The sequence below is a fragment of the Pseudomonas frederiksbergensis genome (assembly GCF_000802155.2).
In the GTDB taxonomy this organism is placed as follows: Bacteria; Pseudomonadota; Gammaproteobacteria; order Pseudomonadales; family Pseudomonadaceae; genus Aquipseudomonas; species Aquipseudomonas frederiksbergensis_A.
This window is the reverse complement of sequence record NZ_JQGJ02000009.1, coordinates 121909-146560: the sequence shown is the minus strand read 5'-3', so window position 1 is coordinate 146560 and position 24652 is coordinate 121909. Positions and strand designations below refer to the sequence as shown.

Sequence of the window (24652 nt, the reverse complement as noted above, 5' to 3'; positions counted from 1 at the left end):
GCAGCTGGCCCGTGGAGAGGAAGCTTGCTGCCTTGCCTCAATGGAGCGCTGCAGGCCAGAAACGCCCCGCTCATGCAAGTGATCGGGGCTTTTTGGCGTGTTTATGAATGCTTCTCGATAACACACGGCATAATGCACGCCGTAACGACAACTTGAATGAACAAGGCGAGCGACGTGTTGAAGAAAACCCTGTTCCAGTTGCACTGGTTTTTCGGCATCACTGCCGGGCTGGTCCTGGCGTTGATGGGCATTACCGGTGCGGTGGTGTCGTTCCAGGACGAGATCCTGCGCGCGTTGAACCCGCAGGTGCTGACGGTTGAAAAGCAACCGGCCGGAGTCCTGCCGCCTGCCGAACTGGTGGAACAGATCGAAGCCGCGTCCGGCAAGACCGTCAATATGCTCTGGGTCGAGACCGACAGCGGCAATGCCGCACGGGTGATTTTCACCGCCCCGCCCGGGGAGAAGCGCGGGCCGATGCGCTACTTCAACCCCTACAACGCGCAATTCATGGGCGATGTGGTGGGCCAGGACTTCTTTGGTTTGATGCTGCGTCTGCACCGCGTCCTGACCCTGGACGACGTGGGCCGGCAGATCACCGGCGCGTGCACGCTGATCCTGGTGTTTTTCTGCCTGTCCGGGCTTTACCTGCGCTGGCCGCGCCAATGGAGAAACTGGCGTGCCTGGCTGACCCTCGACTGGGCGAAAAAAGGCCGTAGTTTCAATTGGGACCTGCACTCCATCGCTGGTACTTGGTGCCTGGTCTTCTATCTGCTGGCCGCCCTGACCGGGCTGACCTGGTCCTACGAGTGGTACAACAAGGGCGTGACCCGCCTGCTTTCCGATTCACCCAAGGATGAGCGCGTGCGCAACCGCGGCCCCGTACCCGGCGGCCCGGCGCCGATTGCCGACTACCGCGCCATGTGGAGCAGTATCTACAGCGCCGCAGGTCCTGGCCTGTCCGCTTATAACGTGCGTATGCCGCCGGTAGCGGGACAACCGGCAACGGTGTTCTACCTGCTGAAAAACGCCCCCCATGACCGGGCGCTGAACCAACTCATCCTCGACCCAGCCACTGGTGTCATCAGCCGTCACAGCCGCTACAGCGATAAGAGCCTCAAGGCGCAATGGTTGACGAGCATTTACGCACTGCATGTAGGCAGTTATTTCGGCCTGGTGGGCCGGATCCTGGTGACCGCCGCCGCGTTGGCCATGCCGCTGTTCTTTATCACCGGGTGGCTGCTGTACCTCGACCGTCGACGCAAGAAACGCCAGGTCCGTCAGGCTCGCCAGGCGCTGGCCGACAACCCTGGTGATGCCCCGGCGTGGCTGATCGGCTTCGCCAGCCAGAGCGGTTTCGCCGAGCAACTGGCCTGGCAGACCGCCGGCCAACTCCAGGCTGCCGGATTGCCGGTGAAGGTCCGGCCACTGGCCGGTGTCAGCGAGCAGGATCTGAACAGCTCGACCCGCGCCTTGTTCGTGGTCAGCACGTTTGGCGATGGCGAAGGCCCCGACAGCGTCCGTGGTTTTGAGCGAAAAGTGCTGGGCCAGCCCCTGAGCCTGGAACGCTTGCAGTATTCGGTGCTGGGCCTGGGCGACCGCCAGTACGAGAACTTCTGCGGCTTCGCCCGTCGCCTGCATGCCTGGCTGGCGGAGCACGGCGGCAAGACGCTGTTCGCGCCAGTGGAAGTGGACAGCGGCGATCCTTACGCCTTGCGCCATTGGCAACAACAACTGGCCGAACTCACCGGCCAGGCCCCTGTGGACGCCTGGCAGGCGCCGAGCTTCGAGCACTGGACATTGAGCCAACGCACCCTGCTCAACCCCGACAGCAGTGGATCTGGCGTATATCTGCTGGGCCTCACCGCTCCGGGGCCGAGCAGTTGGCTGGCCGGCGACCTGGTGCAAATCCTGCCGCGCAATGCCCCGTGGGCGATTGCACACTTCCTCGATGGGCTGGGGATCGCCGGAGTCGCTCGGGTACACGTCGATGGCTTGCAGCAGACAATCGAACAGGCCCTGGCGACGCGCCAGTTGCCGCAAAATCGCGCCCACCTGGTCGGTCTGCACGCCCAGGCACTGGTGCAAGCATTGGCGCCACTGGGGATGCGTGAATACTCCATCGCATCGATTCCCGCCGATGGCGTGCTGGAGCTGATCGTGCGCCAGGAACGTCACGCCGATGGCAGCCTCGGCATCGGCTCCGGCTGGTTGACCGAACATGCACCGCTGGGCAGCCTTATCAGTCTGCGGGTGCGGCGCAACAGCAGCTTCCATTTGCCGCCGCAAGGCGTGCCGATGATCCTGCTGGGCAACGGCACAGGCCTGGCCGGCTTGCGCAGCTTGCTCAAGGCTCGCGTCGCCGAGGGCATGCAGCGCAACTGGCTGCTGTTTGGCGAGCGCAACCGCGAACACGATTTCCATTGCCGCGATGAGCTGCAGGAATGGGTCACCTGCGGCGATCTGGAGCGCCTGGACCTGGCTTTCTCCCGGGATCAGGAAAAGAAAATCTACGTCCAGGACCGCCTGCTGGAATCGGCGGCACTGCTCAAGCAATGGCTGGCTGACGGCGCGGTGATCTATGTCTGCGGGAGCCTGCAAGGGATGGCGTCAGGGGTCGATCACGTGCTCAACCTGGTGCTGGGCCGCGAGGAAGTGGAGAAGTTGATCGAGCAGGGGCGGTATCGGCGGGATGTGTACTGATCCTGACCACAACATCAATCCCGCTCCCACAGGGGGATCAAACCGGTTGTAGCTTCTTCTCGAACACCGCCACGCCTTCCAGGTCCCGCAGCACCACGCTCATTTCCCCGCTCTGCCCGTCGATGTTCACCTCGCCAAAAAACTGGTAGCCGGCAAACGGCGAGGTGTTCTGGGCCGGAGGGGCTTTCTGGAACACCACTTCGGGGCCAAAGGTCTTGTCCAGGGCATTGGGCCCGAAACTTCCGGCATTCAGCGGCCCGGCGACGAACTCCCAGAACGGTTCGAAATCCTGGAACGCAGCGTGTTCGGGATGGTAGTGATGGGCGGCGCAATAGTGCACATCGGCGGTGAGCCAGACATAGTTGCGCACCTGATGCTTGCGCAGGTAGCCGAGCAGTTCGGCGATTTCCAACTCACGGCCCTGGGCCTCGCCCGGGTCACCGTTGGCAACCGCTTCCCAGCGCGGCACGCCGGGGCTGACTTCGCCATCCGGCACACCCAAGCCGATGGGCATGTCGGCGGCGATGACTTTCCACTGCGCCCGGGACTGCTTCAATTCACGCTTGAGCCAGTTCAACTGCTCGCGCCCGAGGAACGGTTTCGCCGCGCCGAGGTTGGCGTCATTGGCTTCGCGGTAACTGCGCATGTCCAGCACGAACACATCCAGCATCGGCCCGTAGCCAAGCTTACGGTAGATGCGTCCGCCACCATCGGCCTTCTGCAGGCGCATCGGCGCGTATTCCAGCCAGGCCTGCCGCGCTCGGCCGACCAAACTGTGGATATCCTTGGTCTGGTAGCGCTCGTCCAGTTGCTTGCCCGGCGACCAGTTGTTGACGACCTCGTGGTCGTCCCATTGCCAGATCTGCGGCACTTCGGCGTTGAAGCGACGCACGTTTTCATCCATCAGGTTGTAGCGGTAGTTGCCCCGATATTCGTCCAAAGTCTCGGCGACCTTGCTCTTGGCTTCGGTGGTGAGGTTGCGCCAGATACGGCCACCCTCGGTGGTAATCTGCGCCGGCACCGGGCCGTCGGCGTAGATGGTATCGCCGCTGTGGATAAAGAAATCCGGCAGGCGCAGGCGCATGGCTTCGTAGATGCGCATCCCACCGATGTCCGGGTTGATGCCGAAGCCCTGGCCGACGGTATCGCCGCTCCAGACAAAACGGATGTTGCGCTTGAACTGCGGGACGCTGCGCAGATGGCCGAGCCAAGGTTCGCTGGCTACCCCGCTCTGGGCGTCTTCGAAATGCACGCGATAGAAAATCGCCTGGTCGCGGGGCAAACCGGTGAGTTCGACCCGGGCGGTGAAATCGCTGCGGCTGTCGGCCAGCGCCGAGACAAAGCGCCGGGGATTGGAGAACTGACTGCGGGTGTCCCATTCCACTACCATCCGCGCCGGGCGGTCGCTGCGACTCCAGATCATCGCCCGGTCGCCCTGCAAGTCGCCGGACTGCACGCCTTCGGTCAGCACTGGCCGGTCTTTGACCGAAGCGATCACCGCCGGAGCCAGCCCGGGCAGCAATAAACCAGCGCCGACGACTTGCATGACACGGCGACGGCCCAGATCGAATTCGCTCATGGTGTTCTCCCTTGAAATGGGAAAACTTAAGCATGGCTGTATGAAGTGGGTGTGACAGGGATTTTATGCCTGCTCCAAAAACCAGCTGTGGGAGCAGGCTCCCACAGGGGAACCGGAGTGGGCTCAGGCCTTGGCCGGCTCCAACGCCATTTCCACCGCTTCCGGCCGCTTGAGCAGCGCATACGCCACGCCCGTCACCAGGCTTCCCGCGACGATCGCCAACAGGTACAGCAGCGCGTGATTGATGGCGTTGGGGATCAGCATCACGAACAGCCCGCCGTGAGGCGCCATGAGTTTGCAGCCGAAGTACATCGACAGCGCCCCGGTCAGCGCGCCGCCGGCGATGCTGGCCGGGATCACCCGCAGCGGGTCCTTGGCGGCGAACGGAATCGCACCTTCGGAGATGAAGCACAGCCCCAGCACCAGCGCTGCTTTACCGGCCTCGCGCTCGGTCTTGGCGAATTTGCGGCGGGCAATGAACGTGGCGATGCCCAGGCCAATCGGCGGCACCATGCCTGCGGCCATGGTCGCGGCCATGGGTGCATAACTTTGCGAAGCGAGCAGTCCCACGGAAAACGCGTAGGCGGCCTTGTTGATCGGCCCACCGAGGTCGACGCACATCATCGCCCCCAGCAGCACGCCCAGCAGCAACGCGTTGGTGGTGCCCATGCTGTCGAGGAAGTGCGTCAAGCCCTCAAGCATGCCCGCCACCGGCTTGCCGACGATGTAGATCATCACCAGGCCGGTAAACAGGCTCGCCAGCAATGGAATGATCAGGATTGGCTTGAGCGCTTCCAGGCTCTGGGGCAAACGTGCGTAGCGGTTGATCGCCTTGGCCGCGTAACCGGCCAGGAAACCGGCGATGATCCCACCGATGAAACCGGCGCCCAGGGTGCTGGCCAGCATCCCGCCGATCATGCCTGGGGCCAGGCCGGGTCGGTCGGCAATGGAATAGGCGATATAGCCCGCCAGCAGCGGCACCATCAGTTTGAACGCGGTGTCGCCGCCAATCTGCATCAGCGCCGCGGCCAGGGTGCCAGGTTCCTTGAAGGCCTCGATGCCGAAGACGAACGACAACGCGATCATCAAGCCACCCGCCACCACCATAGGCAGCATGAAGGAAACACCCGTCAGCAAGTGCTTGTAGACGCCGGTCTTTTCGGCTTTCGCCGGACCGCCGGAGGCGCCGCTCGCCGCGCTTTCCTGTCGGCCTTCAGCCAAGGCTTTTTTCAGCGTGGCTTCGGCCTGCTTCAACGCAATGCCGGTGCCGCAGCGATAGATCTTCTTGCCGGCAAAACGCTCGGTGGCGACTTCGATATCGGTCGCCAGCAGCACCACGTCGGCCTCGGCAATCGCCTCGGGGCTCAAGGGATTGCGCGCGCCCACCGAGCCCTGGGTTTCGATCTTGAGGTCGTAGCCCAAGCGCGCCGCTGCCTGTTGCAAGGCTTCGGCGGCCATGAAGGTGTGGGCGACACCGGTCGGGCACGCGGTGATGGCAACCAGGCGTGGGGCGCGCTCGGTCGATGGCGCAGGCTCTTCGGCGAGCACATCGGCTTCGCCCAGTACCTCGGCCTCCTCGGCGCCACGGCGCAGTACCGCATCAACGTCTTGCAAGGCCAGGGCCGGGGTGCTGCGGAACACCCGCTTGCCGACGAATCGCGACAGATCCACCGGGCCGCTGGCAACCAGCAATACCCATTCGGCCGCTTCCAGTGTCGCCGCCGACAATTGGCGCTCCGGGTGAGCCGCGTCATGGACTTCGACACTGGTGCTCCAACCTTGGCGCTGGGCCGCCGCATCCAGCAGGCGGGCGCACAACACACTGGTGACCATGCCGTTCGGGCAAGCCGTCACAATGGCTAATTTCATCTTGCGAACCCTCTTATTGTTCTGTCAGGGGGCGCACGCGCACGCCCTGTTCAAGCGACGCCAGCAACGCGGTGTCGTGGATACCAAAACCGATCTGCGTGACCGCCATGGCAGCAATGGCCGTCGCGGTGCGCAGGGTTTGCTCCGGCGCGTGGGCACCGAGCAATCCGTGCAGCATGCCGGCCAGCAGCGAATCACCAGCGCCGACGGTGCTGGCAACCGTGACCTTGGGTGGCGAGGCATGCAGCGCTGAACCGACGCTGAACCAATTCACACCGTCGGCCCCGTGGGAAATCACTACATGTTCCACGCCTTGGCTATGCAGCTGCCGAGCCGCTTGGGCTTGGGCCAGCTCAGTGACCACATCGCAACCCAGGGCATCGGCCAATTCCTCGGTGTTGGGCTTGATCAGCCATGGCCCTGCCGCCAGGGCGACACGCAGGGCCTCGCCGCTGGTGTCGAGGGCGACGTTCAAGCCGAGCTTTTTCAGCCGGGTAATCAGCGCCTGCAACCATTGCGGACTGACGCCTCGGGGCAAGCTACCGGCGACGACAACCGCGTCATGGCCAGGAGCAATTTGCTCGAGGCGCGCCAGCAACGCCTGCTGCGCGGCTTCATCGACCATCGGGCCGGGGCCGTTGAGGTCGGTGATGCGTCCGTCCTGCTCGGCCAGCTTGATGTTGCTGCGGGTTTCGCCAGGAACACGGATGAAGGCGTCGACAAAGCCACGCTGGGCGAACAATGTCTCGAACACCTGGGCGTTGTCTTCTCCCAGGAAACCGCTGACCGTCAGCGTATGGCCGAGGTCGGCCAACACCTGGGCCACGTTCACACCCTTGCCGGCGGCGTGGGCGTGCATGGCGTCGCTGCGGTTGACCTGGCCCGGCTCCAGGCGCGCCAACTCCACCGTGAGGTCGAGCGCCGGGTTGAGGGTCAGGGTAAGAATCTTCGCCATTACAGCGCCTCCACTAATGCGCGCACGTCATCGGCGCTGCCCACGGCCAAAGCCTCTCGGGCCAGGGTTTGTACTTGCGCCAGGCTCAATTCGCGGACCCGCGCCTTGACCTCGGCAATGCTGCGGGCCGAGACACTCAGCTCGTCGACGCCCAGGCCCACCAGCACCGGCACCGCCAGCGGATCGGCCGCCAGCTCGCCACACACACCGACCCATTTGCCATGGGCATGGGCGGCGCGCACGGTGATGTCGATCAGCTGCAACACCGCCGGGTGCAAGCCATCGGCCTGGGCCGACAGGGTCGGGTGACCACGGTCGATCGCCAGGGTGTATTGCGTCAGGTCGTTGGTCCCGACGCTGAAAAAATCGACTTCCCGGGCGAGCACCGGGGCCAGCAGCGCGGCGGACGGCACTTCGATCATGATGCCCAACTGCAAGTCCGCCACAGGGATTTCCCGACGCAGCCGTTCGGTCATGTCCCGGGCCTGGCGCCACTCGTCGACGCTGCCGACCATGGGGAACATGATCCGTAGGGGACGGTTGTCGGCGGAGCGCAACAGGGCACGCAGCTGTGCTTCCATGACCTGCGGACGTTGCAATGTCAGGCGGATACCGCGCACGCCGAGGAAAGGGTTTTCTTCTTTGGCGATCGGCCAGTAAGGCAGCGGTTTGTCACCGCCCACATCGAGGGTGCGCACCACTAGCGGCCGACCGGCCAGGCCCTCGAGCACCTTGCGGTATTCGGCTTCCTGGGTCGCTTCGTCCGGAGCCTCGGTGTGGGCCATGAAGATCAACTCGGTGCGCAGCAGGCCGATGCCTTCGGCGCCCTGCTCCACCGCGCTGGTGACGCCAGCGCTTTCGCCGACGTTGGCGAACACTTCCACGGCATGACCGTCGCGGGTCAGCGCTGGTTGGTGCCGTTGCTCGGCAGCGACCTTGAGGCGCTGCTCTCGGGTATCGCGCTCTTCGGCGGCCCGTTGCAGGGTCGCGGCGTCCGGATCGACATGCAGGCGACCGCGTTGGCCGTCCAGCAGCAAGGAGGTGCCCGGCGCCAACAGCAACACCGCAGCACCCGCGCCCACCAAGGCCGGAATGCCCAAGGCGCGGGCGACGATGGCGCTGTGGGCGGTGGCGCCGCCACGTGCGGTAAGAATCCCCGCCACGCGGGCCGGGTCCAGGCGAGCGACGTCGGACGGGCCGACTTCGTCCATCACCAGGATGTACGGTTGATCCGGTTCAGCCGGAGTCTCGATGCCGCACAACTGCGCCAGCACTCGACGACCGACGTCCCGCAGATCCGCGGCACGTTCGGCAAGCAACGCATCCTGCAGGGCTTCCTGCTCTTTCGCGGCGGCCTCGATCACCCCCATCCACGCCGCTTGCGCGCTCTCGCCGAGTTTCAGGCGGGTGTCGACTTCGTCGGTCAGTTCCGGGTCGTCGAGCATCTCCTGGTGGGTGATGAAGATCTCGCGGATGGCCTTGGCCTTCGCCCGCTCGATCAGCCCCTGGATATCCCGACGCACTTGGCCCAGGGCTTTTTGCAGGCGCTCGCGCTCGATCGCCGGGGACTCGCCACGCAGCGGATAATCGATGTCTTGCTGCACCTGGATATGCGCCGGGCCGATGGCGATGCCCGGCGCGGCGGCGACGGCCTGGATCAGGCTGCCGGATTCGGGCGCCAGCAGCACCGTGGCGACTTCGGCAATGGTGGTTTCCCGTGGCGCGCTCGGTGGCGGCAGCGGTTCGACTTCTTCGCCAAGGCCTTCTTCGACGGCCGCCAGCAACGCCGGCAACGCATCGGCGGCAATACCCGGTTCGGCAATGAACTCCAGGACCTGACCGCGACGGGCGCCCAGGCTCAGCAGCTTGCTCAGGCTCTTCACCGACACGGCGCTGTCCTGGCCGTCGACGATGCGCACGCGGATCTCGCCTTCGAAGCGCTTGGCCAGTTGTGCGAGGATTTTCGCCGGACGCGCATGCAAACCATGGGCGTTGGCCAGGCCGATACGCGCACTGGGCCAATCGGCAGGCAACTCGCCGCCCAGCACTTCCAGGACCTTGCGGCTGCTGGTGGCGCGACCCAGTTCATGGCCGCGACCTTCGATCAGCAATGCGCAGAGTCTTTCCAACAAGGCTTGGTGCGCTTCCCCGAGACTCGCCAGGCAGAACAGTCCGCTCAAGGGTTGGCCGAGGTAACGAATGGGTTTGTCCGGCGTAACGAAGGCCAGGCCCGGGCGCTTGACGGTCTGTTCGCTGTGCAGCCACCAGAGCCCGTCGCCGAGGGGCAACGCATCGACCTGCTGCAGCACGCCGGCAAAACCGTTGCTCACGCAATCGGCCTGGCGCAGCAACCGAGCGCCGCGCCAAACCAGCTCTTCGAAGTCGTCGGCCGACACGCCGAGGCCGATCATCTGTGCATCCAGCGCCAGTTCCTGCGGCGCGCCTTGCAACAATTTCAACAGGGCTTCGGCGGAACCGGCGCGGCGCAGGGCCTGGCCCAGGTCGGTCTCGCCGAGGGCACGGGTCAGCAGTTGCAGCAAACGCAGGTGTTCGTCGGATTTCGCCGCGATGCCGATCGCCAGGTAAACGATCTGGCCATCGCCCCAATCCACGCCTTCGGGGAATTGCAGCAAGCGCACGCCGGTGGAGTAAACCAGGTCGCGGGTCTGCGGGGTGCCGTGGGGGATGGCGATACCTTGGCCAAGAAAGGTCGAGCCCTGGGCCTCGCGGGCCTGCAAGCCGGCAAGATAGCCCTCGGCTACCAGGCCATCGGCCACCAGTTTGTCAGCGAGCAGTTGCAGCGCGGCGTCTTTATCCACAGCCACCTGGGCCATGGATATCTGCTCTAGAGTGAGCTCGAGCATGCTTTCTCCTTTTTGGCGTCCGGTCGGCGCCAGGTATTGTTTTGAATGAATCAGCTTAGCGTTGCAAAACGGCTTCCGGCGGGATTGCGGCAGCACCGACCAAAAACCTGAGAGCCCTGAAAATACGCTTGCTGAAACGTTTAATCTAGAAAGATTGGCACGTTACTCGATAATCTCTCATCCTTGAAGTGCAACTTGTCGAAAGCGTCCGGAGGGTGACCATCGATCCGAATCGGGTAGGATGAGTCTTCATTGTCGGGGCACACTCGAAAAAACAAGGAAAACCGGGTTGAAACTCAGTGATATCGCACAGCTTGCCGGTGTGTCCGTGACCACCGCCAGCTACGTCATCAACGGCAAGGCCGAACAGCAACGCATCAGCAACGCGACCGTCGAACGGGTGCGGGCGGTGGTCGAGGAGCATGGCTTCACGCCCAATCCCCAGGCTGCCGGACTGCGCAGCCGGCATACCCGCACGCTCGGGTTCATCCTGCCCGACCTGGAGAACCCCAGCTACGCGCGTATCGCCAAGCTGCTGGAACAAGGTGCCCGGGCCCGAGGTTATCAGTTGCTGATCGCCAGTTCCGATGATGCGCCCGACAGCGAGCGCCAACTGCTGCAACTGTTCCGTGCCCGGCGCTGCGATGCGCTGATCGTCGCCAGTTGCCTGCCCGCCGACGATGACAGTTATCGCCAGTTGCAGGCCAAGGGCATCCCGATCATCGCCATCGACCGGGTGATGGAGCCGGCGCATTTCTGCTCGGTGATCAGCGATGACCGCCAGGCCAGCCTGCAACTGACCCGCAGCCTCCTGGAGACGAACCCTCGGCAGATCGCCCTGATCAGCGCCCGCCCCGAACTGAGCATCAGCCAGGAGCGGACCGCGGGTTTCCGCGAAGCGCTGGAAGGCTTCGAAGGTCAGGTCCTGATCGAACATGGCGAATCGTTCAGCCGTGAATGCGGTCGCCAGTTGATGGACGAAATGCTCGCGCGCCTGGGCCATTTGCCCGACGCGCTGATCACCACCTCATACGTGCTGCTGCAAGGGGTGTTCGATGCCCTGCATGATTTTCCGCTCAAGGCGCGTCCACTGCGCCTGGGCACGTTTGGCGACACGCAACTGCTGGATTTCCTGCCGCTGCCAGTCAATGCCATGTCCCAACAGCACCAACTGATCGCCGACAAAGCGTTGGAACTGGCGCTGACGGCCATCGAAAACGATGTCTATCAACCCGGCGTCCAGGCGATTGCGCGGACGTTCAAGCAGCGCATTCACCAAGGCTGAGGTTCGGGGTCCGGTTATGCAGTTGATCGACACCCATACTCACTTGGATTTCCCGGATTTCGACGCGGACCGCTCGGCGCTGCTGGCCAAAAGCCGCGCCTTGGGCGTTCGGGAAATGGTGGTGCTGGGCGTGTATCGCGACAATTGGCAGCGCGTCTGGGACTTGGTCCAAAGCGACCCTCACCTGTACGCCGCGCTGGGCCTGCATCCGGTGTATCTCGATCAGCATCACAACCATGATCTCGCGCAGTTGCGAGAATGGCTGGACCGCCTCGCCGGGCACCGGCAGTTGTGCGCAGTGGGGGAAATCGGCCTGGACTATTACATCGAGTCCCTGGATCGCGACCGGCAGCAGACGCTGTTCGAGGCGCAGCTGGAACTGGCCATGGAGTTCGAGCTGCCGGCGCTGATCCATGTGCGCCGCAGCCATGCCGCCGTGATCGCGACGCTCAAGCGCATCTGCCCGGCGCGGGCCGGCATCATCCACGCCTTCGCGGGAAGCTTCGAAGAGGCCCGCGAATACATCAAGCTCGGTTTCAAGCTCGGCCTTGGCGGCGCGGCTACTTGGCCCCAGGCCCTGCGCATGCACCGGGTGCTGCCGAAACTGCCGTTGGACGCGGTGGTGCTGGAGACCGACTCACCAGACATGGCTCCGGCGATGTTTCCTGGCGAACGCAACAGCCCGGCCCATTTGCCGGCGATCTGCGAAGCGCTGGCGGGGATCATGACGGTGACGCCTGAGCGATTGGCCGAGGCCAGCACGGCAAACGCCCGCCAACTGTTCCAGTGGTGAACTCGTGGGGGAGCGGGCTTGCTCCCACACGCTTTTGTGATGAGCCCTGGCGGTTAAACCCGGAACGCATTGATCAACTGTTTGAGCTGCGTCACCTGGGCGGACAGTTCTCGGCTGGCGTCTTCGGTCTGGTGGGCGCCTTCGGCGGTGCGTTCGCCGGCGCGGTTGATCTCGACGATGTTCTGGTCGATGTCATGGGCAACGGCGGTCTGCTGCTCCACCGCAGCGGCGATCTGCTGGTTCTGGTCGACGATCATGCCGACGGCGCCAAGAATGTTTTCCAGGGCCTGCTGCACCTTCTCCGACTGTCCGACCGTGCCGCTGGCCATCTCATGGCTAGTGCCCATCGCCTTGACGGCGGCACCGACCCCGCCATGCAGACGACTGATCATGGCTTCGATCTCTTCGGTCGACTGCTGCGTCCGCTTGGCCAGGGTTCGCACCTCGTCGGCCACCACCGCAAACCCGCGCCCTTGCTCGCCGGCCCGGGCGGCTTCGATGGCGGCGTTGAGGGCCAACAGGTTGGTTTGTTCGGCAATGCTCTTGATCACCTCCAGCACGCGGCTGATCGCCTGACTGTCGGTCGCCAGTTGATTGATCACTTGCACTGACTGGTCGATTTCATTGGCGAGCCGCGCAATGCTGCCCTGCTGGGACTCCACCAATCCCCGCCCGCTCAGGGTTTCGTCGTTCACACTGTGGGCGCTGCTGACCGCCGCCGCCGCGCTGCGGGCGACTTCCTGGGCTGTGGCGGACATCTGGTTCATCGCCGTGGCAACCAATTCGATCTGGCTGCGTTGACCGGCGACGGCCTGATTGCTCTGGGCCGATACCGTTTCTACCTGCCCGGCCTGGCGCTCGACCTCGGCGACGGTGTGGCCGACCTGTTCGATCAAGTCATGGATCTTCGCCACGGTGCCATTGAACACCTCGCCCAACTCGCCCAACTCGTCCTTGCTGCGGGCGACGAAATTGACCGTCATGTCCCCCGCCGCGACTTTGTCCATCATCGCGCCCAGATGCTTGAGCGTGGTGCGCGTCGAGGCGTAGAAACCGGCGTACAGATAGAAGATCAGCAAGAACACCGCTGCCAGCGCCACGGCTTGCAACACCATGTGGCTACGGTTCTGCCCCAGGCGCTGCTGCAATTGCACACCGAGAAATTCCAGGGTCGCTTCGTTGAGCCGGTAGGTCTGCTCCATCAGGCCGCTGACCTGTTCGAAAAATGCTGGCCAGGGAGCATCAAGCGTGTCGGCCATCACTACTTGATCTTCGATCAATTGCGCAGCCTGCTTGAGCGTGCCCTTGCTGCCTGCGGCCGGATCGGCGAGCGCTTGTCCAGCCGCCGAGCTCGAACCCAGGGCGTCTTGCAGTTTCAGGTCGTATTCGCCCTGCAGCTTTTCGATCTGCACCAACAACTCTTCGAACCGGGTACTCGACGCTGAATTGAGAAAGCCCAGCCCCAGCGACGAAGCACCCAACGCACGGCCCTCGCCGAGGATTTGGGTGACCTTGGGCGTTACACCGACGATCAACTCGCTGAGCTGGCGGATGTCACCCTGGTTGTCACGACTCAGGCCCGCCTGGCTGGCGATGATCTGGCCGAATATCTGTGCGTTGTTGAGCAGACTGCCAATCAAGGCACTTTTGCTTTGCAGGGAGCTTTCGGCCTGTTGGGCCTTGAAAGCGGCGATCATCTCGTCGCGCTTGGCATCGAAGGTGCTGACGTGCTCGGGCTCGATGGCCATGGCCGTCATGCCTTGCAACCGTGCGAGCACCTTTTGCTCGAGCGCGGTGATCTTCGCTTCCACGTCGCCGGCCTTGCCGGACTGACCCAGGCTGGCGTTGATCTGCACCAGATTGTTCAGTGTCTCCAGGTCGCGCCGCAGCGCCAGGCTGCTGCCCAGCAAGTCCAGGCTTTGCAGCTCCACTTGCGTGCCCTGGAACTCCCGATAGGAATCACGCACCAGGAAAAAATTGGTCACCAGCATCGGCAGCAGGAACAGGACGCTGATCAGGCTGAACTTCATGCCGAAGCTCAGGCGATTCATCAGGGCGACGGCGGGCCAGAGCAAACTCTTCACAAGGAGGTCTCCCGGTAGTGTTCTTATTGTTATGCGCACGTGCACGGAGACAGCACAAAGCCACTATTCGTGACGCTGTCCCTGTATAGCCTAAATCGGCGGAGAGATTTGTAACTTAAGGTTAACGAGGGCACACCATCCGTGGCCAGCGAACTTGCTTGCGCTGGCCTGCGAAGCACGCCCAGGATAAGTGCGGGGCGTCAGGCCAACACCGTCCACAACGCAAACCCGGCGTACCAGAGCACTGCCGCGCGCAACAGCAATTCCCAGAGTCGATCCAGGGTGTTGATGCCTTCCGGCCCGACGACGGCGGTTGGGATCTCGCCAGCCACCAGCCCGACCTTGTCGATGAGGTCGGCGGCGCTGATGTTCCAGTTCAGCAATTCATGCAGCATGACCCGGCTGACCGCGACGAAGTTACCCACCAGGGCGAAGCTCGCCGCCAGCAACCGCACTGGCACCCAGTCGAAGGCGTGGCGCAATTGCGCGGCCCGCTCGGCCACGCCGGGGTTCAGGCTGTGCTCGGCGGCCAGCGCCAGCAATCGATAGCTCAGCGCTGCGACCGGGCCCAGCAGGAAGTACCAGAAGATAACAGCGAAGAAGCTCTGGTACGCCTGCCACAGCAGATGCCCCTGGACCCGTCCCAGCAATTGCTCGCCATTGTCGGCATCGATGTTCAAGTCACGCTTGGCCACGTGGGTCGCCGCTTGCAGGTCTTCACGTCGCCATGCATCGCGAAACGGCCCGAGATCAGCCAACAGATCGCCACGCCCCAGGCTGTAGATCACCACAATCAGATGTATCGGCAATGCCAGCAAACCATAGGCTACCGGCTCCAGTACCCAGAGCAGCAACGCCAACAGCGACACTGGCAGCAGGACCGTCACCACAAGCACCAGCCAGGGGCGATTGACCCAGCGCGGACGCGCCTCGAGCTTGTTCAGCTCGCCCAGCCAGCCGCCATCACGCTGGATCCGCTGGCGCAAGGCCGAGAACTTCTCGATCCAGACCGCCAGCAGCAACACCAGAAAACTCATTGTTCTTCCCCTTCTGTCAGGGCCGCACGATAGCGCGCCCAGTCGAATGCCGGTCCCGGATCGGTCTTGCGTCCCGGCGCGATGTCGCTGTGCCCGCAAATGCGCTGCACCGTGATCGCCGCGAACGCCTTTTGCAACTGCCGGGTCAGGTCCACCAGGACAGCATATTGCGCATCGGTGAATGGCAGATCATCGGTGCCTTCGAGCTCGATGCCTATGGAAAAATCGTTACACGTCTCCCGCCCTTCGAAACACGAGACGCCCGCGTGCCACGCACGATCAAGACAAGAGACAAACTGGGTTACCGCGCCGTCACGTTCGATCAGGAAATGCGCAGAGACGCGCAGGTCTGCAATACCGGCAAAGTAGGGATGTTCCGTGACATCCAGGCGATTCTGGAAAAATTCCTGCACTTTGCCCGTGGCGAACTGTGCCGGCGGCAAGCTGATGTTGTGGATGACCAGCAGGGAGATTTCACCCTCGGGGCGCGCATTGAAATTGGGTGATGGGCAATGACGCACGCCATCGCACCAACCGCTCGCGGAGTCCAGCTGCATACAGGTTCCTTCGATGACGACGGTGAAGACCGTCAGTATGCCGCGATCGGCCTTGGCTGCGCGATCACTTGCCGCGATTGAGCTGGCGCAGGTTGCCGAGCACGGACTCCAGCGCCCGGTCGAACAGCAGGGTGTCGTCCAGCAATCGCGCCGCGCCTCGGCGGAACTCCAACGCCAGGCTGGTGCGGCTGTGCTCCAGGACCTTGAGACCGGTGCGGTTGACGAAGACAAACTTGCCGGTGGCCTGGATGATGGCCGCGAGCTTGCACCGAAGATTGTTGTCTTCGTCCTCCTGGAATTCGACCCAGCTTCCCAGGCGCAGCTGATCGACCTGGATCAGGCCAACGTCATCGGCAGGCAAGCGCACGGTCGGTTCGTCAGTCGGCGTTTTCGGCGTGGTTCGCAGGACGATGGGCTCCACCACCTCGACCAGCACCGGCGAATCCGCCGGCTGCGCCTGCTCGGTTGCCTGGCCCAGCCGTTGGAGCGCCTGGACATGGAGCACTTCCAGCTCGCTGAAGAATTCGCTGGTGGCAAACGGGTCGAATGCCGAACGGCTCAAGCCTTCGCGCAAGGCCTTGAGCAGCTCCGGCACCATCGCCAGCAAGCGCAGACCCGCATCGGATTCTTCGTGGTGTTGGACACTCCAGACCAATTGTTCGAGGGTCAACACGTCGGCCTGCCATTCGGCTGATTGCTCGCCATGCTTGAAACCGGTCAGCAACAACACCTGGCTCCAGGCCTGCTGCACAAAATCCACCACCGCCTGGGGCAAGACCTTGCCCAGCATGACCTGGTTCAGCGCCCCTTCCACTCGCTGCCGGGCCAGTTCGGCCTTGGCGCGGCCTTCTTCAGCGTCGCGGATGCGTTGTTCCAGCAGTTCGCTGCGACGGCGTTCGTCGCTGGTGAACGCCAGGAAGTCGGCCAACACTTCGGAAAAGATCGCCGGATCGTCGACGAAGTCATTCAACAAGCGCTGCACGACTTGCTCGATGCGCAGGTATAGGCTGTCGCGCTGATGATCGTCGCAATCACCCCAACCCATCGCTGCCGCGGCAATTTCGTTGAGCAACCGACGGGCCGGATGGTTGCCGCGGCTGAAAAAACTCTTGTCCTGTACCGCGACCTTGAGCATGGGAATCTGCAGTCGACCGATCAAGGCCTTGAGCGAGTCCGGCAAGTTATGGTCGTCTAGAATGAATTCGAACATCATCGCGATCAGGTTGATCACGTCTTCATCAGCACCATCGACGACCCGGGACCTGCCGCTCTTGACACTGACACGGGTCAGCAGCTGTTCGAGTTGACTGCGCAGGTCGAAGTCATCCTGCACGGTGGGCGACGGTACGTACTGCTGTAGGTGAGACAACAGTCGCAGCAGGTCCCGTGTCGAGATCGGCTGGGCTGGCACGCTGGGTTCCAGGGTCGGCGCAACGCTGCCGCGCACCTGGACCAGCAACTTCTGCAACGCGGCGAAGACCTCCTGGACGCTGTCGTCGACCTCATCGGCCCTAGGCCTGGCGGCGCCATCGACGTTGGGTCGGGTCACTTCCTCGACACGATCCGACGCCCGTCGCGACGGTGAGACCTTGAGGTCCGGCAACACGCCCGTCGCGGCCAGCAACTGATTGGCCTCCGCATAGAACTGATCGCATTCACTGAGTACGTAACGTTCGAAAAGCTTGAGCAGGATCAGCTTGACCTTGATCCCCACGCCCAGGTTGCGCCCGGCCTGGAGAAAATGCTCGCACAACAGTGCCGGACTCAAGGGGTTCTGCTGGTTGGTCAAGGGCCGGTCCAGCAATACGCCGAGCCGCGCCGTCAGTTGATCGAGCGATACACCGTCGCGGCTAAGCACCCGGGCGACCATGGTCTCCACCGCCAGGCGGCGTTCAAGCTCGTCATGGTTCGGCTGGCTCGGCAGGGTGCCCAGCACAGGCGCCAGGGTTGCCTGGGTCAGGTCATATTGAGCAAGACTGACAAAGGCCTCGAAAAACTGCTCGAGGAACTCACGCTCGATACTCTTTCGCTTCAACCGCAAGTCGCGCATCGCTTCGAAGTACAGATTCTGCTCGATGTCGTTGCGCGCCCGGTCGGCCATTTCGAACAAGGTGTCATCGGCGTTATCGAACAGGCCCTGCAAACCAACGCGCAATTGCTGCGCGGCCTTGTCGCGGACCTGAAGCAGAATCACAGGCAGGCGGGCGAGCGGCGAACGATTCGCCTGGTCGGTAGGCACTTTATGCAAAGGCACTACATTCCCGTCGTTGTGCATCCTGGCCTCCTGAAACGGCATTCTTCGGTTCGCGACGTCAAACTCATGACGTCAATCGAAAGGCGGATTATCGGGTAAAAAGAACTCGTCGCACCAGAGGACTCTGTGAACCGGCTCAAAGAGATCGCAATAAAAGACCTGCTATTCAGGTAAATGTTGCGGGCAGGCGACCAAATGCAAGCCAACAAGTCCCAAGCGGATATAATCCGGCCACTTTGTTTGTGGAGCCCGTTATGCCGAATCTACGTCTCGCCGACCTGACCGCCGAAATCGAAGCCAACGTGCGCCGCGCGCTTTTGGAAGACATCGGCAGCGGCGACATCACTGCGCAACTGATCCCCGCCGAACGCCTGGCCAAGGCCACCATCATTACCCGTGAAGCCGCAATCATCAGCGGCACGGCCTGGGTCGATACAGTGTTCCGGCAGCTGGACCCGCGTGTCGCGGTGCATTGGCAAGTACACGACGGCGACCGCGTGAACCCTGACCAGGCGTTGTTCCACCTCGAAGGCCCGGCCCGCTCACTGCTGACAGGCGAACGCAGCGCGCTGAATTTCCTGCAGTTACTGTCAGGCGTCGCCACCCGGGCTCGCTACCTGGCCGACTTCGTCGCCGATACCCAGGTCAAGCTGCTGGACACTCGCAAAACCCTGCCGGGGCTACGCCTGGCGCAAAAATATGCCGTGACCTGCGGCGGCTGCCATAACCACCGCATCGGCCTGTATGACGCGTTCCTGATCAAGGAAAACCACATTGCCGCTTGCGGCGGGATTGCCCAGGCCATCAGCGCCGCCCACCAGATCGCACCGGGCAAACCGGTGGAAGTCGAAGTGGAAAGCCTGGCGGAACTGAAAGAAGCACTGGCGGCCGGTGCCGACATCATCATGCTCGACGAACTGAGCCTGGACGATATGCGCGAAGCGGTACGCCTGAACGGCGGCAAGGCGAGGCTGGAAGCCAGCGGGGGCATCAACGAAAACACGTTGCGGCCGATTGCCGAGACCGGAGTCGACTACATCTCTATCGGTGCGATGACCAAGGATGTCAAGGCGGTTGATCTGTCGATGCGCTTGAGCCTCTGACAAGAAAAAACGCCAGCCTTGAAAGGCTGGCGTTTTCTTCAGACCACCAGATTGTTCATCTCGCAGTATTCATCCCATTCCACACCCAACACCTCGGCAGCCTCCTTGTGCAAGGCAAGGCGCTGCGTCTCGAACTCTTCAGGCGTGCTGGTGTATTTGAGCGTCAGCTCCCAAGGCTGCAGCCCCTGGGCTTCGGCCTCGTCCTCGAACGCCCACTGGAGCTGGTCTTTTTGATCATCGGGGCTCAGGTCCTTGATCTCTTCCAGTAACTGAGGCGTGTCCGAGGCATATTGGCGCAGGGCTTCTGCGTGCCTGGCTTCTTGGGTCAATTCTTTAGCGTTCATGGCGTTCTCGCTGATCTGGGAATGGAAGATGGATCTGGATCATCAAGGATCTCTCTGACGCAGGAAGCCGTTGGAAGCCCGGTTTACCTGGCCTTCAGAACCATTCGGGGGATCATCTGAAAACAACGGTGTTTGTTTTTTGGGACAAGGAATCCTAACAGAGACGAAAGCCAGTGCAACAACTGGAATCGAGTGCAGGTGCGAGGTATGTGCGCGGTTACAGTTTCTCGTTTCCATACCCGGAATTCACCCCGTATAAATTTCCACCTTCCTTACCCGGGTTTCGACGAACAGAAGCCTATCCATTGACCGTTCAAGAGCATGCAACTATATTCAGTTGCAAGAAAAAGCATTCATGTCAAAGAATGAAAAACTTCTCGCAAAGCTACTCAACGGGCAAAGCGCATTCACTTGGTCGGAGCTTGTCACGCTGTTATGTCGGCTTGGCTATTCCCAATTAGAAGGGTCAGGCAGTAGGGTCAAATTCGACAATGGAGACCCGAATGCAATGAACAACCTGCACAAGCCGCATCCCGGAAATGATCTCAAAGCGTATATAAGACGCCAGATTATTGAGCAATTGAAAACAGGAGGCCTGATTCCATGAACCCCCAGCTGCAATACAAAGGCTATGTCGGCTCAATTGAAGCGAGCACCGAAGACAAATGCCTGTTTGGAAAGCTCTTATTCATCAGGGCGCTGGTGAGTTATGAAGGGCAAACCGTGGCTGAGCTGGAAGCAGCTTTTCGCGAGGCGGTGGATGACTATCTACAAACCTGCGAGCAGCTTGGGCAGAAGCCAGAGATTCCGTGCAAGGGATCATTCAATGTTCGTATCGGGCACGATCTGCATCTGGCAGCCGCTTTGGCGGCAACCCGGCAAAATGTGTCGCTGAATGACCTGACACGCCAGGCACTGAACGAATATCTACAGCATCACGCATAAAGGCGAATGTAGAACCCTGGTGCCCGAGACAGGAATCGAACCTGCGACCTTCGCGTTACGAGTGCGCTGCTCTACCGACTGAGCTACACGGGCGGTGGCTAAAACTAGCACCGTCCCCTGTAGCCAGGCAACCTGCCAGGCAGGGATTTTCGCCACATAGCAAAACGCCCCGAACCAGTCGGGGCGTTTGCTTGTTCAGCGGTTAGACAACGGGGTGATTAAACGCCCGATGCCTTGGCTGCTGCGACGTCCTTGATGGACAGCTTGATACGGCCGCGGTTGTCCACGTCCAGTACCAGCACTTCCACTTCCTGGCCTTCTTTGAGGATGTCGGTCACTTTCTCGACGCGAGCATCGCTCAGCATGGAGATGTGAACCAGACCGTCCTTGCCCGGCAGGATGTTGACGAACGCGCCGAAGTCGACGATGCGCTCAACCTTGCCGACGTAGATCTTGCCGATCTCGGCTTCTGCGGTAATACCCAGGACGCGCTGGCGTGCTGCTTCTGCCGCTTCCTTGGTTTCGCCGAAGATCTTGATCGAACCGTCGTCTTCGATGTCGATCGAAGCCTTGGTTTCTTCGCAGATCGCACGGATGGTCGCGCCGCCTTTACCGATGACATCACGGATCTTGTCGGTGTCGATTTTCATCGCGATCATGGTCGGAGCATTTTCCGACAGCTCGGTGCGGGACTGACCGATGATCTGGTTCATCTGGCCGAGGATATTCAGGCGCGCTTCCAGGGCTTGGCCCAGGGCGATTTCCATGATCTCTTCGGTGATGCCCTTGATCTTGATGTCCATCTGCAGCGCGGTGACGCCTTTGGCGGTACCGGCCACTTTGAAGTCCATGTCGCCCAGGTGGTCTTCGTCACCCAGGATGTCGGTCAGGACGGCGAATTTCTCGCCTTCTTTAACCAGGCCCATGGCGATACCGGCAACGGGTGCCTTCATCGGCACACCAGCGTCCATCAAGGCCAGGGAAGCGCCGCAGACCGAAGCCATCGAGCTCGAACCGTTGGATTCGGTGATTTCCGATACCACGCGGATGGTGTACGGGAACACGTCAGCGGCCGGCAGCATGGCCTGGACCGAACGACGAGCCAGACGGCCGTGACCGATTTCGCGGCGACCAGCACCACCCATGCGACCACACTCGCCTACCGAGAACGGAGGGAAGTTGTAGTGCAGCATGAACGGGTCTTTCTTTTCGCCTTCCAGGGTGTCGAGCAGTTGCGCGTCACGGGCGGTGCCCAGTGTTGCAACGACCAGGGCCTGGGTCTCGCCACGGGTGAACAATGCCGAACCGTGGGTCTTCGGCAGGACGCCGACTTCGATGTTCAGCGGACGTACGGTACGGGTGTCGCGACCGTCGATACGTGGCTTGCCGTTGACGATGTTTTCGCGGACGGTGCGGTATTCGATTTCACCGAAAGCCGCCTTCACGTCGCTGGACGATGGCTGGCCTTCTTCGCCGGAGAACTTGGCAACAACCTGGTCACGCAACTCGCCCAGACGCGCATAACGGTCGGCCTTGATGGTGATGGTGTAGGCCTGGGAAATCGCTTCGCCGAACTCGGCACGGATCGCGCCCAGCAGTTCGGTGGCTTCTGGCTGTGGAGCCCAGGTCCAGGTTGGCTTGGCGGCTTCGGCGGCCAGTTCCTTGACGGCGTTGATCACTGCCTGGAACTCGTCGTGGGCGAACAGGACGGCGCCCAGCATCTGGTCTTCGGTCAGCTCTTTGGCTTCGGATTCAACCATCAGCACGGCTTCGGAAGTACCGGCTACGACCATGTCCAGGCTGGAAGCCTTCAGTTGCTCGTAGGTCGGGTTCAGCAGGTAGCCGGTGCTTTCGTGGAACGCAACGCGGGCAGCGCCGATCGGGCCATCGAAAGGAATGCCGGAGATGGCCAGGGCAGCCGAGGTACCGATCATCGCAGCGATGTCCGGATCGGTCTTCTTGCTGGTGGACACGACGGTGCAGACAACCTGCACTTCGTTCATGAAACCTTCTGGGAAAAGCGGACGGATCGGACGGTCGATCAGTCGGGAAGTCAGGGTTTCTTTCTCGGAAGGACGGCCTTCGCGCTTGAAGAAACCGCCAGGGATCTTACCGGCAGCGTAAGTCTTTTCCTGGTAGTGGACAGACAGAGGGAAGAAACCCTTGCCTGGATCGGCTTGCTTGGCACCGACAACGGTCACCAATACGCTGACGTCGTCGTCAACGGTGACCAGCACTGCGCCGGAGGCCTGACGGGCGATACGGCCAGTCTCGAGGGTAACGGTCGACTGACCGAACTGGAATTTTTTGATTACCGGGTTCACGGTGTCCTACCTTCTTTGTGGCTCTTGGGGAACTTGTCTTCTTTAACGAAATTCTTGGGCAGTGCGGGGAATCGGCCCAACGACTGTCCAGATAAAACTTGAGGCTGGGAGCCTGCCGGTCGCCAACGCAGAACGCCGGCAACTGGCAGACAACCAACCTCATAGCGCAATCGCTGATTAGCGACGCAGACCCAGGCGACCGATCAAGGTGCTGTAACGATTAACGTCCTTGCCCTTGAGGTAATCCAGCAGCTTGCGACGCTGGTTTACCATGCGGATCAGACCACGACGGGAGTGGTGATCTTTACCGTTGGCCTTGAAGTGACCTTGCAGTTTGTTGATGTTGGCGGTCAGCAGTGCAACTTGCACTTCTGGCGAACCAGTATCACCAACAGCTTGCTGGTAGTCGGTCACGATCTGAGCTTTTTCTTCAACGCTGAGTGCCATGTGGCTTTCCTCTTGTGAGGTACCGTTTCCGGGGAAACCGTACCAACAGGCCAGGGACAAATCCCTGTATCTATAAATGAGTAGTGACCGTGCCTGTTAACAGCCACACTCGCCAACCTGTTGTTACGCAGGCTGGTTCCGGTCATTCCGACCGAATCAGTCGACGCGGCGCAATGCGCCCGTCTTCGCTCACTTCACCAATACCGATGAAACGACCGTTGTGATCCTGTACCCGGACCATGCCGAACTTCGGCGCATCCGGGGCACGTACGGGCTGGCCGTTGAGCCAGTAGAACGCACTGTGTTCAGAGAACTGCAGCAGCGGCCAATCGAGCAAGCCACTGTCCGATGGCATCAGGAAACGGTCGACCGCTTCGTTCCCGCCTTCGGCATGCACCGCTTCGAGTTCTTCCAGCGTGACCGTCTGGGCCAAGGTGAAAGGTCCGGCCTGGGTCCGTCGCAATTCTGCCACGTACGCACCGCAACCGAGCTGCTCGCCTATATCCTCCACCAGGGTCCGGATATAGGTGCCCTTGCTGCAATCCACAGCCAGCCGCGCAGTATTACCGTTAAAAGCCAGTAATTCCAAGCGCGCAATAGTAACAGAACGCGGTTCGCGCTCCACTACCTCGCCTGCACGGGCCAGTTTGTACAACGGCTGTCCATCGCGCTTCAAAGCGGAGTACATCGGCGGTATCTGACTGATTTGCCCGCGAAATTTCGGCAGCACCGCTTCGATATCCGCCTGACCAACGGTCACCGGGCGTTCCAGCAAAACCTCACCTTCGGCGTCCGCCGTGGTGGTGGTCTTGCCCAACTGCGCCAGGGTTTCATAGCCCTTGTCGGAATCGAGCAGGTACTGGGAGAACTTGGTCGCCTCGCCAAAGCACAGCGGCAGGACGCCAGTGGCCAGCGGATCGAGGCTGCCGGTGTGGCCGGCCTTCTCGGCATTGAGCAGCCAGCGAACTTTCTGCAAGGCTGCGTTGGAGGTGAACCCCAGCGGCTTGTCGAGCAGGATGATGCCGCTGACGTTACGACGGATACGTTTGACCTGAGCCACCGATTACTCCTTGGTGTCTTCGGGTTCAGGCGCCGCCGGGTGTTGGCTGTCTTCAGCCACGGCGCGCTCGATCAACGCCGACAGGTGCGCGCCACGCACGACGCTTTCGTCGTAATGGAAGTGCAACTGTGGAACGCTGCGCAGCTTCATCTCCCGGGCCAACTGCATACGCAGGAAACCGGCAGCCGAGTTGAGCACCTTGATGCTCTGGGCGATTTCTTCGGCGCTGTCCTGCCCCATCACGGTGATGAAAATCTTTGCATGACCGACGTCACGGCTGACTTCCACGGCGGTAATGGTGACCAGGCCAACGCGCGGATCTTTGACTTCGCGACGGATCAGTTGGGCCAGCTCGCGCTGCATCTGATCGCCGATTCGTTGGGTACGGCTGTATTCTTTTGCCATGTCTTGTTACCTGTTACTGCCCCACGGTGAAACCCGCGAGGTCTGAA

General features: G+C 61.8%; 19 protein-coding genes and 1 tRNA gene. 6 read left to right on the top strand and 14 right to left on the bottom strand.

What is annotated here, in order from left to right; all coding sequences use genetic code 11:
• Positions 1-174 precede the first annotated feature (174 nt).
• Positions 175-2700 (top strand): PepSY domain-containing protein, encoded by a 2526-nt coding sequence (locus JZ00_RS17965; protein ID WP_200900491.1) that lies wholly within the window; start codon positions 175-177, stop codon positions 2698-2700.
• 37 nt (positions 2701-2737) lie between these two features.
• Here JZ00_RS17965 and JZ00_RS17960 read toward each other — a convergent pair whose 3' ends face one another.
• The 4 genes from JZ00_RS17960 to ptsP all read right to left on the bottom strand — a co-directional run bounded on the left by JZ00_RS17960 (position 2738) and on the right by ptsP (position 9967).
• On the bottom strand, positions 2738-4279 hold the full coding sequence (locus JZ00_RS17960) for an alkaline phosphatase D family protein (protein ID WP_039592295.1): 1542 nt from the start codon (positions 4277-4279) through the stop codon (positions 2738-2740).
• Positions 4280-4402: 123 nt separating this feature from the next.
• Entirely contained in the window at positions 4403-6148 is a 1746-nt protein-coding gene (locus tag JZ00_RS17955; RefSeq protein ID WP_039592296.1) for a PTS fructose-like transporter subunit IIB, read from the bottom strand.
• 13 nt (positions 6149-6161) lie between these two features.
• On the bottom strand, positions 6162-7103 hold the full coding sequence (gene pfkB / locus JZ00_RS17950; protein ID WP_039592298.1) for a 1-phosphofructokinase: 942 nt from the start codon (positions 7101-7103) through the stop codon (positions 6162-6164).
• Positions 7103-9967, bottom strand: a complete 2865-nt coding sequence (gene ptsP / locus JZ00_RS17945; RefSeq protein ID WP_039592299.1) for a phosphoenolpyruvate--protein phosphotransferase — start codon at positions 9965-9967, stop codon at positions 7103-7105. Before ptsP ends, pfkB begins: the two co-directional genes overlap by 1 nt.
• Positions 9968-10256: 289 nt before the next feature.
• On the opposite strand from ptsP, the gene cra reads away from it, so the two are divergent.
• Together cra and JZ00_RS17935 are read left to right on the top strand one after the other, a co-directional pair.
• Positions 10257-11252 (top strand): catabolite repressor/activator, encoded by a 996-nt coding sequence (cra, locus tag JZ00_RS17940; RefSeq protein ID WP_039592300.1) that lies wholly within the window; start codon positions 10257-10259, stop codon positions 11250-11252.
• Positions 11253-11268: 16 nt separating this feature from the next.
• On the top strand, positions 11269-12045 hold the full coding sequence (locus JZ00_RS17935; protein ID WP_039592301.1) for a TatD family hydrolase: 777 nt from the start codon (positions 11269-11271) through the stop codon (positions 12043-12045).
• 53 nt (positions 12046-12098) lie between these two features.
• On the opposite strand, the gene JZ00_RS32000 is transcribed toward JZ00_RS17935, so the two are convergent.
• The 4 genes from JZ00_RS32000 to JZ00_RS17915 form a co-directional block, all read right to left on the bottom strand.
• Positions 12099-12803 (bottom strand): methyl-accepting chemotaxis protein, encoded by a 705-nt coding sequence (locus JZ00_RS32000; RefSeq protein WP_411829963.1) that lies wholly within the window; start codon positions 12801-12803, stop codon positions 12099-12101.
• Between the two features lie 1526 nt (positions 12804-14329).
• Positions 14330-15166: a regulatory signaling modulator protein AmpE gene (ampE, locus tag JZ00_RS17925; RefSeq protein ID WP_039592303.1), complete on the bottom strand. Its 837-nt coding sequence runs from the start codon at positions 15164-15166 to the stop codon at positions 14330-14332.
• Positions 15163-15723 carry a 1,6-anhydro-N-acetylmuramyl-L-alanine amidase AmpD gene (gene ampD, locus JZ00_RS17920; RefSeq protein ID WP_039592304.1) on the bottom strand — a complete coding sequence of 187 codons (561 nt, stop codon included), beginning with the start codon at positions 15721-15723 and terminating at the stop codon, positions 15163-15165. Before ampD ends, ampE begins: the two co-directional genes overlap by 4 nt.
• Before the next feature lie 64 nt (positions 15724-15787).
• A complete protein-coding gene (locus JZ00_RS17915; protein ID WP_039592305.1) occupies positions 15788-17998 on the bottom strand; it encodes a DUF1631 domain-containing protein in 2211 nt (736 codons plus the stop codon).
• Between the two features lie 233 nt (positions 17999-18231).
• Between JZ00_RS17915 and nadC the strand changes: the two genes are divergently transcribed.
• Complete coding sequence (gene nadC, locus JZ00_RS17910; protein WP_039592306.1) at positions 18232-19080, top strand: carboxylating nicotinate-nucleotide diphosphorylase; 849 nt, start codon at positions 18232-18234, stop codon at positions 19078-19080.
• A 38-nt stretch (positions 19081-19118) separates the two neighbouring features.
• Here the strand turns inward: nadC and JZ00_RS17905 are convergent, their stop codons facing one another.
• Positions 19119-19424, bottom strand: a complete 306-nt coding sequence (locus JZ00_RS17905) for a DUF6388 family protein (RefSeq protein ID WP_039592307.1) — start codon at positions 19422-19424, stop codon at positions 19119-19121.
• A gap of 355 nt (positions 19425-19779) precedes the next feature.
• On the opposite strand from JZ00_RS17905, the gene JZ00_RS17900 reads away from it, so the two are divergent.
• Positions 19780-20031 (top strand): type II toxin-antitoxin system HicA family toxin, encoded by a 252-nt coding sequence (locus tag JZ00_RS17900; RefSeq protein ID WP_039592308.1) that lies wholly within the window; start codon positions 19780-19782, stop codon positions 20029-20031.
• Entirely contained in the window at positions 20028-20369 is a 342-nt protein-coding gene (locus tag JZ00_RS17895) for a type II toxin-antitoxin system HicB family antitoxin (protein ID WP_039592309.1), read from the top strand. Before JZ00_RS17900 ends, JZ00_RS17895 begins: the two co-directional genes overlap by 4 nt.
• 17 nt (positions 20370-20386) lie before the next feature.
• Here the strand turns inward: JZ00_RS17895 and JZ00_RS17890 are convergent.
• The 5 genes from JZ00_RS17890 to rbfA all read right to left on the bottom strand — a co-directional run bounded on the left by JZ00_RS17890 (position 20387) and on the right by rbfA (position 24605).
• Positions 20387-20462, bottom strand: a tRNA-Thr gene (locus JZ00_RS17890).
• Positions 20463-20587: 125 nt separating this feature from the next.
• On the bottom strand, positions 20588-22693 hold the full coding sequence (gene pnp, locus JZ00_RS17885; protein ID WP_039592310.1) for a polyribonucleotide nucleotidyltransferase: 2106 nt from the start codon (positions 22691-22693) through the stop codon (positions 20588-20590).
• Between the two features lie 177 nt (positions 22694-22870).
• Positions 22871-23140, bottom strand: a complete 270-nt coding sequence (gene rpsO, locus JZ00_RS17880; RefSeq protein ID WP_039592311.1) for a 30S ribosomal protein S15 — start codon at positions 23138-23140, stop codon at positions 22871-22873.
• Between the two features lie 142 nt (positions 23141-23282).
• On the bottom strand, positions 23283-24200 hold the full coding sequence (gene truB / locus JZ00_RS17875; protein ID WP_039592312.1) for a tRNA pseudouridine(55) synthase TruB: 918 nt from the start codon (positions 24198-24200) through the stop codon (positions 23283-23285).
• A gap of 3 nt (positions 24201-24203) precedes the next feature.
• A complete protein-coding gene (gene rbfA / locus JZ00_RS17870; protein ID WP_039592313.1) occupies positions 24204-24605 on the bottom strand; it encodes a 30S ribosome-binding factor RbfA in 402 nt (133 codons plus the stop codon).
• Positions 24606-24652 lie beyond the last annotated feature (47 nt).

Excerpts from the sequence above, each read along its gene's own strand:
- JZ00_RS17960 (WP_039592295.1), bottom strand. The coding sequence starts at position 4,279 with ATGAGCGAATTCGATCTGGGCCGTCGCCGTGTCATGCAAGTCGTCGGC.
- JZ00_RS17955 (WP_039592296.1), bottom strand. The coding sequence starts at position 6,148 with ATGAAATTAGCCATTGTGACGGCTTGCCCGAACGGCATGGTCACCAGT.
- pfkB (WP_039592298.1), bottom strand. The coding sequence starts at position 7,103 with ATGGCGAAGATTCTTACCCTGACCCTCAACCCGGCGCTCGACCTCACG.
- ptsP (WP_039592299.1), bottom strand. The coding sequence starts at position 9,967 with ATGCTCGAGCTCACTCTAGAGCAGATATCCATGGCCCAGGTGGCTGTG.
- JZ00_RS17935 (WP_039592301.1), top strand. The coding sequence starts at position 11,269 with ATGCAGTTGATCGACACCCATACTCACTTGGATTTCCCGGATTTCGAC.
- JZ00_RS32000 (WP_411829963.1), bottom strand. The coding sequence starts at position 12,803 with ATGTCCGCCACAGCCCAGGAAGTCGCCCGCAGCGCGGCGGCGGCGGTC.
- ampE (WP_039592303.1), bottom strand. The coding sequence starts at position 15,166 with ATGAGTTTTCTGGTGTTGCTGCTGGCGGTCTGGATCGAGAAGTTCTCG.
- ampD (WP_039592304.1), bottom strand. The coding sequence starts at position 15,723 with ATGCAGCTGGACTCCGCGAGCGGTTGGTGCGATGGCGTGCGTCATTGC.
- JZ00_RS17915 (WP_039592305.1), bottom strand. The coding sequence starts at position 17,998 with ATGCACAACGACGGGAATGTAGTGCCTTTGCATAAAGTGCCTACCGAC.
- nadC (WP_039592306.1), top strand. The coding sequence starts at position 18,232 with ATGCCGAATCTACGTCTCGCCGACCTGACCGCCGAAATCGAAGCCAAC.
- JZ00_RS17905 (WP_039592307.1), bottom strand. The coding sequence starts at position 19,424 with ATGAACGCTAAAGAATTGACCCAAGAAGCCAGGCACGCAGAAGCCCTG.
- JZ00_RS17900 (WP_039592308.1), top strand. The coding sequence starts at position 19,780 with ATGTCAAAGAATGAAAAACTTCTCGCAAAGCTACTCAACGGGCAAAGC.
- JZ00_RS17895 (WP_039592309.1), top strand. The coding sequence starts at position 20,028 with ATGAACCCCCAGCTGCAATACAAAGGCTATGTCGGCTCAATTGAAGCG.
- rpsO (WP_039592311.1), bottom strand. The coding sequence starts at position 23,140 with ATGGCACTCAGCGTTGAAGAAAAAGCTCAGATCGTGACCGACTACCAG.
- rbfA (WP_039592313.1), bottom strand. The coding sequence starts at position 24,605 with ATGGCAAAAGAATACAGCCGTACCCAACGAATCGGCGATCAGATGCAG.